Raw genomic sequence first — 15,002 nt, forward strand, 5'->3', positions numbered from 1 at the left:
ATCCCCCCGTTACTGTTGCCCTTGATGGGACGTCATGGGTGGAATTCGGGGGAACGACGGTGGCGCCTGACCGCGCTGCTCGGCGTGGGCGCGGCCGTCCTCGCCCTGGTGGTGACGCTGCTCAACACCCTGCCGGGGGACGCCGGAAGCACCGTGGGCACGACCCGAGACGGGGACAAGGTGCACGGCACGCCGGCCACCCCGCCCCAGACGTCCCGCCCCGACGTCGGCTGGGGGTTCACCCACACCCAGTACAGCGCCGACATGGGCGACGGCGCGGCCACCGAGCGGGTCGAGGGGCTGCTCGGCCGTGACCAGGTGTCACTCCCGCAGAACCAGCACATCATGGGCTGGGGCGCGGGCAACCCCGAACCGTCCAAGGGGCGTTACGACTTCACCGAGATGGACAGCCGCGTCGACTTCGTCCGCGGGTCGGGCGGCACCCCGGTGATCACGCTGTGCTGCTCCCCGGACTGGATGAAGGGCGGCGAGGCCGGCGCGGACCGGACGGACTGGAGCCAGGCCTCGCTGGAGACGGCGCCGGAGCCCGCGCACTTCGCGGACTTCGCCGCCCTCGCCGCGACGGTCGCCCGCCGCTACCCCGACGTACGCCACTTCATCGTCTGGAACGAGTTCAAGGGCTTCTGGAACGACAGCGAGGCCCGCTGGGACTACGAGGGCTACACCAAGCTCTACAACCTGGTCTACACGGCGCTGAAGAAAGTGAACAAGGACATCCAGGTGGGCGGCCCCTACCTGGTCATGGACAGCTTCGACCCGCGTCAGACCCAAGACGCCTCGACGACCCTCAAGGGCCCCTGGGGCGCCATGGACCAGCGGGTCCTGGACGCCTTCTCCTACTGGAACCGGCACAAGGCGGGCGCCGACTTCGTGGTGGTGGACGGCTCCAGCTACACCAACGACGACGAGACGCTGCCCGACGAGTTCGCGGCCACCGACAAGTTCACGGCCGTCGGCCGGTGGCTGCGTGGGCAGACGGGCCAACTGCCGCTGTGGTGGGCCGAGTACTACGTCGAACCGGCCGACGGCCAGGACGAGCGCCGGGGCTGGTCCGAGACCCGGCGCGTGGCCGTCCAGGCGAGCGGCATGATCGCCATGGTCAAGGGCGGCGCCTCCTCCGGTTTCTACTGGAACCCGGAGAAGGAGAAGGGCACCGACTGCCCCGGCTGCCTGTGGACCCCGACCGGCACCGCGAGCGGCGGCGCGGAACTGCCGATGTACGACCTGGTCTCCCGCTTCGGCAAGGCGTTCCCGCCGGGCACGACGTACGAGAAGGTGTCCGTCGCCCCCGACGACGTGCCGAACGTGCGGGTCCTCGCCTCCGGGCGGACCGTCCTCGTGGTCAACACCCGGGGCCGGTCGATCAGCGCGAAGGTCGACGGGAAACGCTTCGCGATGGGCCCGTACGCCGTGAAGTGGATCGACCGGCGCTGACCGGGCCGCCCCCGCGCTCTACTTCATCGTCAGGAACCGCTGCACCAGCGAGGCCAGCAGGACCGCCAGCAGCGGCAGGGAGAACCAGAAACTGCTCTGGAGCCACCGCAGTTGGCGCACCCCCGGCCGCACCGCCACCCGGACGACCTCGCGCGCCGTCAGCAGCACGACGAGCGCGACCGCGGCGAGCCCGCCGACGACCGACCACGGCGTCCACGTCACCTGCGGCCCGATCGGCCCCGGTTCGGCGCGCGGCACCTCGCCGGCCGGCCGCTCGCGCAGCGCGTACATCGTGACGTCGTCGTTGACCAGGACCTTCCTCAACTCCCGCCGTTCGTCCAGGTTGGTGATCAGCCGCGACTCCCAGGTCGGCGAATAGCCCACGTCCAACTGGAGGTAGACCACCTGACCGCGGTTGACCATCAGATACGAGTTCGGGCCCGCGTCCTTGAGCGCCTTGACGAGCCCGGACACCAGTACCGGGTCGGCCGGCGCGAGCGTGGGAACGTACTGCACCTTCTCCATGTCCTTCGCGCCCCACGGCATCGCGGGTGTCACGTTGTCGACCGTGTCGTCGCTCAGCCACAGCAGCCGGACGGTCGGATCGTCGTGCGCGTACACGTACTCCATGGCCGCGACCTCGCCCGGCCGGATCCGCTCGAAGGACTCGTTGCCCCAACGGGCCACCAGGAAGCCGCCCATGAGCAGCAGCCCCGCCAGCAGCGCGGCGACCGGGGCGAGACTCAGCCGGTCCTTCTCGCGTTCCTTCGCGGTGACGCCGGTGCGCGGGAAGAGGGCGAGACCGGCGAGCAGCGCCGCGCCCGGCACCGCGAACATGAAGACGCGCAGCGCCATCTCACCGCCGTACGACTGCATGCCGAAGCCGAGGAACGGGACGAAGGTCAGGACGAGCAGCGACCGCTCGCGGTACCTGTGCTCGCGCCGCCGCCACCAGCCCCAGCAGGCGAACGCCATCATCCCGCCGGCGAGCAGCACCCGGGTGTACAGCACCAGCTTGTGGGTCGAACTGCCGCCCTGGATACGGCCGGAGACCGAGGTCGACACATTGCTGCCGACGCCCCCGACCCCGCCGAACAGGTCGTCGAAGTGGCCCGACCAGTACGGCTCGGCCATGAAACCGACCCAGGCGGCGACGAGGACGGCGAACAGGATGGGCAGGCCGCGCAGTTCGGAGCGGCCGACGAGGACGAGCACGGCGAGCACGCCCAGCATCACGAACGGGGTGAGCTGGTGCGCCGGTACGGTGGCCGCGAACAGGCCGATGAGGACCATCAGGAGCACGGCCTGCTGCCGCCGGTCCGCCGGTTCGACCTCCGCCTCGCCCGGCCGGCGTTTCGTCCACAGCACGCGCGGCGCCCGGAACCACACGAGCAGGATAGCCACGAACACCAGGTACAGCAGGTAGGTGAAGCCCTGCGGGGAGAAGTAGTCCTGCCCGACCCAGCCGCACAGGGTGAAGAACCAGACGCCGGTCCACTTGGCGCGCCAGCTCGCGCGCATCGACCGGACCAGCAGGAACATCGGTGCCAGATAGAGGAGTTGGATGGCCAGTGGCCACCAGCGGATGACCTCGGTCAGATCGGAGACCCCGCACGCCTTCGCGGCGAACGCGGCGACCGCGAAGAAGCCGGGCCAGCTCCAGCGGGCGTCCAGGTCCGGCACGGCCGATCCGGTGCGGTCGATGTAGTCGAGGAAGCCGAGGTGCTGCCAGGCGGTCGCGAACCGCGGCTCCGTCTCGACGACCGCCGGGAGCGCGTGCAGGGACACGACCGTGGCGAGCAGTGTGACCAGCAGCAGTCCCCGGTGCTCGCGCCTCATCCAGAGCAGCGAGGTGAAGACCGTGACGAGCAGGGCCGCGCCGAGCAGCGTCGGCAGCGGCAGTACGGAGATCAGGCCGAGGCCGCCCATGCGGGTGAGCGAGTCGTCGTCGAGGCCGGACGCGGGGACCCAGTAGAGGAGCAGCGCCGAGACCAGCAGGAAGCCGAGGACGACGCCGGGCTTGGAGGGGCGCTGGACGCGCTCGCGCCAGGGCGGGGGAGGACCGTCCGGTGCGTGCCGGTCCTCCGCCGTTCCGTCCGCCGCGACCGGTCCCGCCGCCCGGTCGTCCGCCGCCCGGTCGTCCGCCGGGCCCTCCGCCGCCGAACCGCTCCGCGCCGGATCGGTCCGGGTCCCGGGCGCGCCGCCGTCGGGTCCCTCCGTCTCGAACGGGGCGTCGACCTCCGGCACGTCCACCGGGCCGAGCGAGGCCTCCGAGCCCGGCTCGCGGGCCTCCACGGGCAGTCCCACGGACGGCTGCCGGGCCCAGGCCGGGCGCCGTTCGGCGGCACTCGCGCGCACCGCGGGCGTGCCGGCCGGCGGGGTGCCGGGACCGGGGCGCACATCGGGCCGCCGCTCCAGGTGATCGAGGTCGACGTGCAGACCGAGCGCCAGGGTGTCCGCGTCCGGCGCCCAGGCCGGGCCCCGCCTCGGCTCGGGCGGCACGGCGTCCTCGGGCGCCCCCAGGTCGGCGAGATCGCCGTCCGGCGCCGCGTCCGCCGGCGGTTCCGCGGGCGGCGCGGTCCGCACGATCCGGAAGAGTCTCGGAGCGGCGATCGCCACGATCACCGCGAGGCTGGAGATCTCCGCGACCCCCGCGCCCGTAAGCCCCATGCGGGGCAGCAGGATCACCGTGAGCCCGAGCACCAGCACGCACAACAGACCCTGAAGATAGGCCAGTCCGGAGGTGCGGCTCTGCGCGCGCAGCACCGCGAAGTAGGTCTCCATCACCACCCGCAGCAGCGCGCCGACCGCGAACCAGCGCAGCAGCGGGGTCGCCGCGTGCGCGTACCCGGCCCCGAACACGTGCAGGATGTACGGCGCGCCCAGGAACAGCAGCCCGCACACCGGCAGCATGATCCGGGCCATCCGCCGCAGCGCGGCCCGGGTGTTGGCGGCGAGCCGCGCCGGATCGTGCGACCCCTCGACGGTCAGCGAGGCGCCCATGTTGATGGCGAGCAGATTGACCGTGCCGCCGATGGTCGTGGTGATGTAGAAGTACGCGTTGTCGGTCGAGCTGACCTGCGAGGCCACGATCACCGGGACCAGATAGACCACGGCGAGCGAGAACAGCGACCCGGTGTAGTCCCCGGCGAGGAACCGGCCGATCTCCTTCAGGGAGGGCGGCTCGGCGTGGGCCTGTGTCGCCTTCACATGCCGGGGCACCAGCCGGCGGAACACCAGGATGCCGAGCGGCACCACCGACAGGGCGATCGCCGCGACCCAGGAGACGAAAACACCCGAGGCGGGAATCGCGGCGGCGAGACCGACCAGCAGCGCCAGCTTCGCCGCGGAGAACACCGTGTTGCCCACCGGCACCCACAGCGCGCTGCGCAGCCCCGTCAGCACCCCGTCCTGCAAGGTCAGCAGCGACCAGGCGATCACCGCGAGCACGAAGAACGTGCCGTGCAGCGGCCCGTGCAGGAAGCGGTACGAGGGCCCCCACAGGTTCAGGGTGAGCAGGAAGATCCCGGCGGCCACCGCCACGACCACCGAACTGCCCGCGTACGTACGGAAGATGAGCCGGGCGGTGGCGCGTCCCGCGACCGGGATGAAGCGGGCGAGGGCGCCGGTCAGGGTCACCGCGGTGACGCCCGCGAGGAGCTTCATCGCGGCGATGGCGGCGGAACCCTGGCCGACGGCCGACTCGGTGTAGTAGCGGGCCGCGATCAGCCAGTAGCCGAGGCCGAGCACCGCGGAGATCCCGGTGTTGAGCATCAGGGCGTAGGCGTTGCGGAACAGCGGGCTGCCGCCGCTGCCCTCGCGGCCGGTGCCGGGCAGCCGCAGCCGGCGGCCCGGCCGCCGCTCGGACGGCTCGGGCGTGGTGGGTGAGGCCTGGGCTGTGGTGGTCGTGTCAGACACGGGAACGGATGGCCTTCCGGCGGACCTGTCGTGCTCTTCGGACCATGGCGTACCCCTTGGTGAGGGCCCGGTCCCGGGCGAAGGTGCGGGCGATCGCGCGGCCGTCGACCAGCCGCTTGAACTCCTCGATACCGGTCGTGCCGCGTACGGTGACGCGTTGCAGGGCGTACGGGCCCTGGCGGCGGCGGGCGAGACCGTTGCCGACCGCGAGCGACTGGGCGAACCCCGCCGCGCGCACCGAACGGCGCACCCGTGCGCTGGAGTAGCCGTACGGATACGCGAACGAGACCGGCCGGACGCCCAGTTCGGCGGCGATGATCTCCCGGCAGCGCAGCAGTTCGAAGCGCAGCTCGGCGTCCGTGATCTGGTCGAGCTGCGGATGGGAGTGGCTGTGCCCGCCGATCTCCACCCGCTGGTCGGCCAGTTCGCGGACCTGGTCCCAGTCGAGCATGGTGTCGGGCGCGCCCCCGGCGTCGTACGTGCCCCTGATCCACCCCGTGGACACGAACAGGGTGGCCGCGAAACCGTACGCGGCGAGGGCGGGCAGGGCGTAGCGGTGCACGCCCTCGTAGCCGTCGTCGAAGGTGATCAGGACGGGCCGGTCGGGCAGCGGGCCGCCCGACCGCCAGGCCGCCGCGAGGCGGGCGGTGTCGACCGGGGTGAACCCGCGCCCGTCCAGCAGCGCCATCTGCTCGGCGAACGCCTCGGGCGCCACGGACAGCGCCCGGGTCGCGGCGTTCGGCGACCGCGCGACCGAGTGGTACATCAGGATCGGTACCGGTGCGTTCATGCGGCCGCCCCCTCGTCGTCAGGAACCTCCTCGACCGCCGCGACGGGCACCACCGAGAAGACGGCGCCGCTCCGGCGGGCCCGCAGGCTCCCCGCGGCATACCCGCCGGCCGCCGTCAGTACCCCGGCGACGATGGCGCCGGCCCGGCCCGCGCCGCCGGGCCGGGCCAGCGCCGCGTCCCGCAGTCCGCGCAGCACACCCACCGGCAGCACCCGGGTGGTATAGCGGCGTTCCGACTCAAGTCCCTTGCCCGCGCCCACACTTCGGGCGACCAGAGCCTTGGACAGGCCTTCGGCGTAGGCCCGGGTGCGGAAGTAGCCGAACCGCTCGCGGGCGGCGGGCACCCGGTGGTGGATGACCGCGCGGTCGTCGATCAGCAGGACGGCGTCCGGCCGGGCGCGGGTGAGCCGGATGCACAGCTCCGTCTCCTCGCAGCCCAGCGGACGCCTGTCGCCGTCGCGGCCGATCCCGGTCGCGAAACCGCCCGCCGCGGCGAACGCCGTACGGCGGAACGAGGCGTTGCCGCCGAGGACGTTGCGGACCCGGACCCGGCCGGGCGGCAGCCCCTTGTACGTGCAGCCCACCACCCAGTCGAACTCCTCCGGGAACCAGGCCGGCCGGCGCCCCGACGCCCACACGGGCACCGTACGGCCGCCGACGGCCATCACCCGCGGGTCGGCGTAGCCCTCGGCGAGGTGCCGGAGCCAGTCCCGCTCGGCCACCGCGTCGTCGTCGAGGAAGGCGACGACCAAGCCGTGCGAGGCCGCGATCCCGGTGTTGCGGCCCGCGGACAGGCCGCGGGGGCCCGCGTTCGCGAGCACCCGCACCCCTGCGGTCTCCTCGTACTCCCCGGTCAGCCGCTCCAGGAGGACCGGGTTGTGGTCCACGACCAGCAGGGTCTCCAGGGCGGGCCGGGACTGCGCCCGCACCGAGGAGACCGCCGCGAGGATGTCCTCCCAGCGGTCCTCGGTGTAGACGCAGATCACCACCGAGATGTCCGGTGTGCTCAAGACACCTCTCCCCGGCCGGAGTCGAGCTGGTGGGCGTGCGGAGTCCGGCGCAGCGCACGCCGGTTGGACCGCTCCTTGAGGATCACCTTGAGCACCCGGATCCCGTCCCGCACGGCGCGCAGATTGCTCGACCCGTGGATGCGGAGGTACTCGTGGCTGGGTATCTCCTGCACCTTGAGGCCCGCCTTGACGACCCGGATGTTCATCAGGGTCTCGACCTCGAAGCCGGTGCAGTCGAGTTCGATCTTGTCGAGGCAGTGCCGCCAGAACGCGTTGTAGCCGTAGCAGAGATCGGTGTAGCGGGCGCCGAACTTGGCGTTGACGGTGGCGCAGAGCACCCGGTTGCCGAGCTTGCGGATCGGCGTCATGTCGGAGGTGCCGCCGCCGTTGGCGAACCGTGAGCCCTTGGCGAAGTCCGCCCCGGAGACCAGCGCCGAGACGTACGACACGATCTCGTGGCCGTCGGCCGAGCCGTCCGCGTCGACCATGACGATGATGTCGCCGGTGCACGCGGCGAACCCGGTGATCAGCGCGTCGCCCTTGCCCTTGCCGAGTTGTCTGACGACCTTGACGTCGGGCCACAGCTCGCGGGCGACCTCGACGGTGCCGTCGGTGGAGTTGCCGTCCACCAGGACCACTTCGTGGATCCAGGCGGGCAGCGTCTTGAAGACGTACGGGAGATTCTCCGCCTCGTTCATGGCGGGAATCACGACACTCACCGGTGGCGCGATGGCCAGGTGAGAGGAGATCGGCCGGTAGGTGGCGGCCACTAACGGATCGTCGCCCGAGATGGCTGGGCGCAGGACTGAGCTCATGAGTCTGGTCCCTCTCGTCCGGTGGACCGCCCGCCCCTGGGCGGTCCGTCTCTTGGTCCGGTTCGAAAGGGGGGTTACTCACTGACGGCATGCCGGAACGGATCTCCGCCCATGCCGGGTGAGCTGGCGAAAACTGCCCGCCCCGAACTGAGGAGCAGGCTGCGCGGCCCGACTCGGCATCTGTCTGGTCACCGAGAACGGCACCCCCCAACCGCGCCCCGCGCCGGGAACCATCGCGGTCCTGAGCCCTCCCCTGGAGCCGCTGATGATGGACCGATGCGGGTGAGATGTACGACGGTATTGACGATTGCGCCCGTATGGCAAGGCCTGAACCAGGCCTCACCTTTTTGTTGGTTTGACCGTTACCTTGCGCCTCGAACGGATTTTCCCGATCCGTTTGAGGGTTCCTCGGGGACTCCTTCGCGGGGTCCGTGAGCGCGCCGCCGGCGCACCAGCGCGAGCAGCAGGATCAGGCAACTGAGCGCCGTGACCGCGCCGATGCCGCCCGGGACCGACCAGCGGTGCACGGCGAGCATGCCCTGCGCCACCAGCATGTTCAGCACGACGGCACCGGCGACGGAGGTGAGGACGCGGCCGAACGGGTCGAGTCCGCGCAGTGCCACGCCGATGGCGGCGGACGGCGCGGCGAGCAGGAAGAACAGCGCGCACGGCCCGCGCAGCGGCGAGTCCGCGTCGGCCAGCGCGAGGAGCGCGCCCACGGCCCCCACCGTGGTCGCGCCGCCCGCGAGCAGGGGGAGCAGATCCCTTCCGGGACCCCTCCCCGGGTCACTTCCCGGGCCCCTTCGCGGGCGCCCCCGCGGCTCCTTCGCGGTGCCGGATGAAGATGTCTTGATCCGTAAGGTCTGCATTGGCGACTTTGCCCCCCGACGCGCCGGATGCCGGGCTTCAATGTGGCGCAGCGGGTCCGGGCTCGTCAAGGTGCGCAGGGGGCGCGTTCACGGGTTTCCGAAGCAGCGGCGAAAGAAGTCTTGGCATGAACACTTCCTGTCAATGCGCGTAGCTGCTACCAAAGTTGTGGCAGAGATCCTGCTAAAGGGAGGTTCCATGAGACGTTCCCGAATCACGGCATACGTGACCTCACTCCTCCTCGCCGTCGGCGTCACCCTCACCGGGGCGGCCACGGCGCGGGCTCAAGCAGCCGCCGCCACCGCCTATGTGGCCCTGGGCGACTCCTACTCGTCCGGCGTCGGCGCCGGGAGCTACACCAGCGAGAGCGGCGACTGCAAGCGCAGCACGAAGGCCTACCCCTATCTCTGGAAGACCGCGCATTCACCCGCCTCGTTCGCCTTCACCGCCTGCTCGGGCGCTCGTACGGGTGATGTCACGGCGAACCAGCTCGGCCCGCTCAACTCCTCGACCACCCTCGTCTCGATCAGCATCGGCGGCAACGACGCCGGTTTCTCGGACGTCATGACGACCTGTGTCCTGCAGTCCGAGAGCTCCTGCCTGTCACGCATCGCGACCGCGAAGGCGTACGTCGACTCCACCCTCCCCGGCAAGCTCAACTCCGTGTACTCGGCGATCCGTTCCAAGGCGCCCTCCGCCCACGTCGTCGTCCTCGGCTATCCCCGCTTCTACAAGCTCAACGGCAGTTGCCTGGCCGGCCTCTCCGAGGCCGAACGGTCCGCCATCAACGGCGCGGCCGACTATCTGGACAGCGCGATCGCGGCCCGGGCCGCCGCCTACGGCTTCACCTTCGGTGACGTCCGGGGCACCTTCACGGGCCACGAGATCTGCTCCGGCAGCGTCTGGCTGCACAGCCTGAACCTGCTGGACATCGGCGAGTCGTACCACCCCACAGCGGCCGGCCAGTCCGGCGGCTACCTCCCCGTGTTCAGCGGAGCGGTCTGAACCGTCCCGCCCTGAGGTGATGCGGAAGCGGAGGCCTCGTCGCTCGGGGTCTCCGTCGCACACGTGATCGTGAACGGCACCCGCGCGGACGCCGCGTGGACCGGGCCGCGCACCTCCACGCGGATCGAGTTGGCGAACTCCCCGCTCGTGTCGTACGTCGTCGCCACCACCGTCGTCTGCCGGGTCCTGCCGCCGCCCGCCGGGAACGACAGCGTCTTCCAGCTCTTGTCGGTCACCTCGCCGGTCTCCGTCACCCACCGGTACTCGACGTCCACCGGTACGCGGCCCACCGTGAAGGTCGCCGTGAACGAGGGCGCCTCCGCGCCGGGCGGCGGACACACCCCCGCGTAGTGGGTGTGCTGCCCCACCACCGTGACCCGCACCGACTGGGCGGGCCGCGTGGTCGCCGCCCCGCCGCCGGTCCCGCCGGCGCCCGGCGCGCTCGCGGACGAACTCCCGCCGGGCGAAGGGCTGCCGGCCCCCGCGCCACTGCGGCTCGCCCCGCCGTCGGAGGCACCGCCGACAGCACCGCCGGCCCCGCCGCTGCCCCGCCCGCTGTTCCCCTCCTCCCCGCCGCCACGGTTCGTCAGCGCGTACGTCAGTCCGCCGACGGCGAGCGCGAGCGCGGCCACACCGGCGATCAGCGCGAAGGCCGCCCGACGGCGACGGTTCGGCTCCGGGGCGGGCGCCGCCGCGGACGCCGTCACCGCGGGCGGCGGCCCGAAACTCCCCGACGGGGTCCGCGCCTCCGGCGGCGGCTGGTGGAAGACGCCGATCGTGGGCGTGTCCGCGGGCGGCGGCGGACCGACGGTCCGGGTGGGCGTCCGGCCGCCCCCGGCGATCGCCCGCAACTCCTCCTCGGCCGCGTCGGCGCGCGCCCGCCCGGCCGGGTCCTTGGCCAGCAGCCCTTCGATCACCGGGGCGAGCGGACCCGCCCGGCGGGGCGCCGGCAGCGGCTCGTCCACGATGGCCCGCAGGGTGCTCAGCGGAGTGTTCTGCCGGAAGGGGGAGTTGCCCTCGACCGCCGCGTACAGCAGCACACCGAGCGACCACAGGTCCGACTCCGGCCCCGGCGTACGCCCCAACGCCCGCTCAGGCGCCAGGAATTCGGGCGATCCGATGACCTCGCCGGTCATGGTCAGCGCGGAACTGCCCTCGACGGTCGCGATCCCGAAGTCCGTCAGCACGACCCGGCCGTCGTTCGCCATCAGCACGTTGGCCGGCTTCACGTCACGGTGCAGCACGCCCGCCGCGTGCGCGGCCCGCAGGGCGGACAGCACCTCGGCGCCGATGCCCGCGACCCGGCGCGGCGCCAACGGCCCCTCGGCGTCCAGCAGATCGGAGAGCGCGATGCCACGGACCAGCTCCATCACGATCCACGGCCGGCCGTCCTGGGTGGCCACGTCGTACACCGTGACCACGTTGCGGTGCGAGACCCGGGCGGCCGCCCACGCCTCCCGCTCCAGCCGGGCGTACAGCCGCTCGACCTCGGAGGCGGGAAGCCCGGCCGGCGCCCTGACCTCCTTGACGGCCACCTCGCGCTGGAGCACCTCGTCACGGGCGCGCCACACCGTTCCCATGCCGCCCTCGCCCAACGGCGAGAGCAGACGGTAGCGGCCCGCGATCACCCGTTCACCGCCCGGATCCTGGGACACGTGCGTTCCCCCTTCGCAGCCGCGCGATTTCTCCCCAAAAGTAGCTCAGGCGAGGACGGATGCCGCCCCCTTGAGCACCAATCCGGCCCCGAGCGCCACGACGATCGCCGCCGACCCCAGGGGCGCGGCCCGGCGGACGAGCCGTACGACGCGACCCCCGGCCCAGCGCGGACGCCTGGCCAGCACCCGGTTCATCCCGTCGCCGAGCCGGACGACGGCGAACCCCGCGGCCGTCAGCGTCAGGGCGAGCCCGACGCCGTACGCGAGCACGAGCAGGAGCCCGAACCACGCCTGCCCGAGGGCCGCGGCCCCCACCAGCACGACGACCGCCGAGGGACTGGGCACCAGCCCGCCGGCGAACCCGAGCAGGACCGTCCCGCGCAGGGTCGGAGCGATCTCGTGGGTGTGCGTGAAACCGCCGTGGGTGTGTTCGAGGGCGGGGGAGGGGTGGGGGTGGGGGGCGTGTGGGTGTGGGTGCGTGTGGGCGTGGGTGTGGGGGTGGGTTTGGGGGGACGTGGTGACCGAGGTGCGTGGTCGCGCGAGGACGGTGGCAGTGGCGGTGGTGGCAGTGGTCGCGGTGGTGGTGGCGTGGGCCGGCACCAGGGGGCGGTGACGGGGGTGTTCGGCGGGCGCGTCCAGGGTGTGCGGGTACGCGCCGGGGTCTGCCCCGGGCCCAGCCTCGGTGGCCGCCGTGCCGGGGTGGGCGGCCTCGTGGCCGTGGCCGTGGCCGTGGCCGTGGCTGTGGCTGTGGCTGTGTCCGTGATCGTGTCCGTGCGCCGGGTCGGTGGTGTGCGTGTGCCGGGGTTCACTCGCAGGGGTGGTGGCGTGGGCGTGTTCCGGTGAGCGGTGGTGCCAGGCCCTGCGGAGGAGCGTGAGGCCCGCGAGGGTCACCAGGACACCGCTCGACACGCCGAGCCAGGCGATCACCGAGGGAGCCGCCGCCGACCCCGCGGTCACCAGCAGCCCGAGGGCGACGACTCCGAGGGTGTGCGTGACCGTCACCGAAGCGGCCAGCGGCAGTACGTCCTTCAGCCGGGCCCGGCCGCCACGTGCCGCAGCCGTCGCGGCCATCAGCGTCTTGCCGTGGCCCGGCGCGAGGGCGTGCAGCGCTCCCAGGCCGACCGCGATGACGAGGGCCAGCGCGGCGAAACCGACGGTGAGGTGGTGCCGGGCCACCAGGTTGTTCAGGGCCTCGGTCCAGCGGTCGGCGCCGCGCGGCAGCACGCCGGCGGCCGGGGCGTTCCCGTGGCCCTCGACCAGAGCGGGGCCGCCGGGGCTAACCCGCAGCGTCGCGGAGCCGGTGTCGGCCGGGGAGGACAGCAACGCCTTCGGATACGTGGTCAGCTCCGCCGATACCGACGAACGCGGTACGTCCGATGAGGCGAGCGTCATCCGGTCACCCCGCGCGGTGATCTCCCGCCAGCCGGGTCCCCGGTCGGCGCCCGCGCCGTGGAAGCGCACGGTGAGGGTGGCACCCTCGCCCTCGCCCTCGCCCTCGCCGTCGTCCTCGTCCTCGGGGAGCGGCGCGGTGAGCCGGCACTCGACGCGCAGGGTGTCCAGCCCCGCCTGCCCCGGCCGCCGGACGGCCCGGCTCGCCCCCGGGGTGAGCGTGACCTCGTGCCCGCCGACCGTGACCCCGCTCCCGCGCGCGGCGGCCTCGCACCGTTGCCGTGCCCACTCCGGCATCCCGAGGCGGGCGATGCCGGGCTTGGCCTGCGTCGCGGGTATCTCCGCCAGGTCCTCGACGTGCTCGACGCGCAACGCGCCGGGCGCGACGACCAGTCCGTCGTACCGGTTGACGGTGAAGTTCCCCAGCGGGTGCGCGCTCGCCTGCCCGGCCGGGACCAGGGCGAGCGCGAGCCCGGCGGCCAGGACCGCGCCCCACGCGGCGACCGCCCGGCGGGCCCTCACCGCGCCGCCTTCAGCGCCGCGCGGGCCGCTTCGGCGCCCAGGGGGGAGAAGCCCGGGTGCAGTTCCAGGGCCGAGGCCAGCGTGGCGCGGGCCTCCTTCCGGTGTCCGGTGGCCCGCTCGATGACACCCCGGTGATAGAGGAACGACGCGTTGCGGTAGCCGGTGGCCGTGGCCTCGCGGGCCAGGGGCAGGGCCTCGGCGTCGCGGCCCGAGACGTGCAGCGCCCAGGCGAGCGCGTCCGCCGTGTGCACGGTGTGCCGTCGTGCCCACTCGTCGCGGGCCGCCTTCAGCGCCGCCCGGTGATCGCCGTGGTCGGCGGCGGCCAGCGCGGTGTCGAGGTCGGCGTCGACGCCGTTCGCGCGGGCGAGGGACACCCACGCGTTCACCAGCGCGTACTGCTCGCGGGCCTTCTCCCGGTCACCGGTCTTCCCCCGGGCCTCGTACAACTCGCCGAGTTCGACCAGGGGTTGGGGCAGGGGATAGCGCTGGACCAGCTGCTCCATGCCGGTGATCGCCGCCGCCCGGTCGCCCTTCGCAGCCTGGGCGCGGGCCCGGCCTTCGAGGGCGGGCAGATAGCCGTCGTCGGCGGCGAGCGCCCGCGCGTAGAAGCTGAGCGCGGAGTCGTAGTCACCCTGGTTCCAGGCGAGTTGGCCGAGCGCGCTCGCCACGTACGCGATGTCGCCCCGGCTCGTCGCCGTGGCGAGCGCCTGCCGCAGCACCCGCCGGGCGGTCTTCACGTCGCCGCGCAGCTCGTGCACGTACGCGTACCGCGTGAAGACGGGAACCCCGGGACGCCGGGAGTCCGCGAGGTCGGCCGCCTTCGACGCCTCGCCGTAGCGGCCGAGTTCGACCAGCGCGTCGATACGGGAGCAGAGGGCGCGCTCGCTGTACGGGTTCTGCTCCAGCGCCAGGTCGGCGTACTTCAGGGCGCCGGTGAAGTCGTGCCGGGCGGCGGCGAGCGCGGCCCGGCCGGCGAGCGCCGGGTCGTAGCGGGGCCGCAGCTTCAGGGAGCGGTCCAGTGCCTTCTGGGCCTGCGGATAGCGGGAGGGGTCGCCCTTGGTGCGGGCCTGTTCCACATAGGCGAGGCCGAGGGTCGCCCAGCCGCCGAAGTCGGCGGGCTGTGAGCGGAGATGGGCCTGAAGCGAGGTGATGCTCCTGTCCAGGTCACCGCTCGCGAGCACCTGTTGTGACACCCCGGCGCCAGTCGTCGCGAGGGCGGGTGCCGTGCCGCCGTCATCCCGCAGGGCGCCGACGACCACCGCGCCCGCCGTCATGGCGACGGCCAACGCCAGCGCGCAGAAGCCCAGTTGAGCCGAACGCCGGCGACGCGGCGGCACACCGCTCGTGGCCGACGCGGCTGACGCGGCTGACGTATCCGACGCGGCGTCCGGGGCGTCCGGGGCGTCGATGTCAGCGTCAGCGTCGGTCCCGGTCCCGGTGTCGGTGTGGGTGTCAGCGTCAGCGTCGGTCCCGGTGTCGGTGTGGGTGTCAGCGTCGGTGTCGGGCGTCGCGTTGTCGTTCGTACGCGGAGGCATGCCCTCTCCTCAAAGTCCTTGGTGGCACAGGTTGTCGCGGC

The 15,002-nt window shown here is 72.8% G+C and carries 10 protein-coding genes; 2 read left to right on the top strand and 8 right to left on the bottom strand.

The genetic code is table 11. From position 1 onward, the window contains the following. The first annotated feature begins 24 nt into the window (after window positions 1-24). Entirely contained in the window at window positions 25-1,455 is a 1,431-nt protein-coding gene (locus AB0912_RS08885; RefSeq protein WP_366697257.1) for a xylan 1,4-beta-xylosidase, read from the top strand. A gap of 18 nt (window positions 1,456-1,473) precedes the next feature. Here the strand turns inward: AB0912_RS08885 and AB0912_RS08890 are convergent, their stop codons facing one another. The 5 genes from AB0912_RS08890 to AB0912_RS08910 form a co-directional block, all read right to left on the bottom strand. Then, the gene (locus AB0912_RS08890; RefSeq protein WP_366697258.1) at window positions 1,474-5,373 is read right to left on the bottom strand and encodes a lipopolysaccharide biosynthesis protein; all 3,900 of its coding nucleotides are present in this window, start codon (window positions 5,371-5,373) and stop codon (window positions 1,474-1,476) included. After that, a complete protein-coding gene (locus tag AB0912_RS08895) occupies window positions 5,366-6,163 on the bottom strand; it encodes a polysaccharide deacetylase family protein (RefSeq protein WP_366697259.1) in 798 nt (265 codons plus the stop codon). Before AB0912_RS08895 ends, AB0912_RS08890 begins: the two co-directional genes overlap by 8 nt. Beyond that, entirely contained in the window at window positions 6,160-7,173 is a 1,014-nt protein-coding gene (locus tag AB0912_RS08900; protein ID WP_366697260.1) for a glycosyltransferase family 2 protein, read from the bottom strand. The genes AB0912_RS08895 and AB0912_RS08900 overlap by 4 nt, the downstream gene beginning before the upstream one ends. After that, window positions 7,170-7,988, bottom strand: coding sequence for a glycosyltransferase family 2 protein (locus AB0912_RS08905; RefSeq protein ID WP_366697261.1), 819 nt, complete (start codon window positions 7,986-7,988; stop codon window positions 7,170-7,172). Before AB0912_RS08905 ends, AB0912_RS08900 begins: the two co-directional genes overlap by 4 nt. 362 nt (window positions 7,989-8,350) lie before the next feature. After that, window positions 8,351-8,707, bottom strand: coding sequence for a hypothetical protein (locus AB0912_RS08910; RefSeq protein WP_366697262.1), 357 nt, complete (start codon window positions 8,705-8,707; stop codon window positions 8,351-8,353). A gap of 346 nt (window positions 8,708-9,053) precedes the next feature. On the opposite strand from AB0912_RS08910, the gene AB0912_RS08915 reads away from it, so the two are divergent. Continuing rightward, window positions 9,054-9,860, top strand: a complete 807-nt coding sequence (locus AB0912_RS08915; protein WP_366697263.1) for an SGNH/GDSL hydrolase family protein — start codon at window positions 9,054-9,056, stop codon at window positions 9,858-9,860. On the opposite strand, the gene AB0912_RS08920 is transcribed toward AB0912_RS08915, so the two are convergent. The 3 genes from AB0912_RS08920 to AB0912_RS08930 are packed head-to-tail and all read right to left on the bottom strand — an operon-like array spanning window position 9,830 to window position 14,961. Continuing rightward, entirely contained in the window at window positions 9,830-11,515 is a 1,686-nt protein-coding gene (locus AB0912_RS08920; protein WP_366697264.1) for a serine/threonine-protein kinase, read from the bottom strand. The genes AB0912_RS08915 and AB0912_RS08920 overlap by 31 nt on opposite strands. Before the next feature lie 45 nt (window positions 11,516-11,560). Continuing rightward, window positions 11,561-13,426: a sulfite exporter TauE/SafE family protein gene (locus AB0912_RS08925; protein WP_366697265.1), complete on the bottom strand. Its 1,866-nt coding sequence runs from the start codon at window positions 13,424-13,426 to the stop codon at window positions 11,561-11,563. Next, window positions 13,423-14,961, bottom strand: coding sequence for a tetratricopeptide repeat protein (locus AB0912_RS08930; protein WP_366697266.1), 1,539 nt, complete (start codon window positions 14,959-14,961; stop codon window positions 13,423-13,425). Before AB0912_RS08930 ends, AB0912_RS08925 begins: the two co-directional genes overlap by 4 nt. Window positions 14,962-15,002 lie beyond the last annotated feature (41 nt).

The sequence above is a fragment of the Streptomyces sp. NPDC007084 genome (assembly GCF_040703595.1).
Classification (GTDB): Bacteria; Actinomycetota; Actinomycetes; order Streptomycetales; family Streptomycetaceae; genus Streptomyces.

What these genes read in the sequence shown, in the direction of transcription:
- AB0912_RS08885 (WP_366697257.1), top strand. Translation starts at nt 25, where the DNA reads ATGGGACGTCATGGGTGGAATTCGGGGGAACGACGGTGGCGCCTGACC.
- AB0912_RS08895 (WP_366697259.1), bottom strand. Translation starts at nt 6,163, where the DNA reads ATGAACGCACCGGTACCGATCCTGATGTACCACTCGGTCGCGCGGTCG.
- AB0912_RS08905 (WP_366697261.1), bottom strand. Translation starts at nt 7,988, where the DNA reads ATGAGCTCAGTCCTGCGCCCAGCCATCTCGGGCGACGATCCGTTAGTG.
- AB0912_RS08915 (WP_366697263.1), top strand. Translation starts at nt 9,054, where the DNA reads ATGAGACGTTCCCGAATCACGGCATACGTGACCTCACTCCTCCTCGCC.
- AB0912_RS08930 (WP_366697266.1), bottom strand. Translation starts at nt 14,961, where the DNA reads ATGCCTCCGCGTACGAACGACAACGCGACGCCCGACACCGACGCTGAC.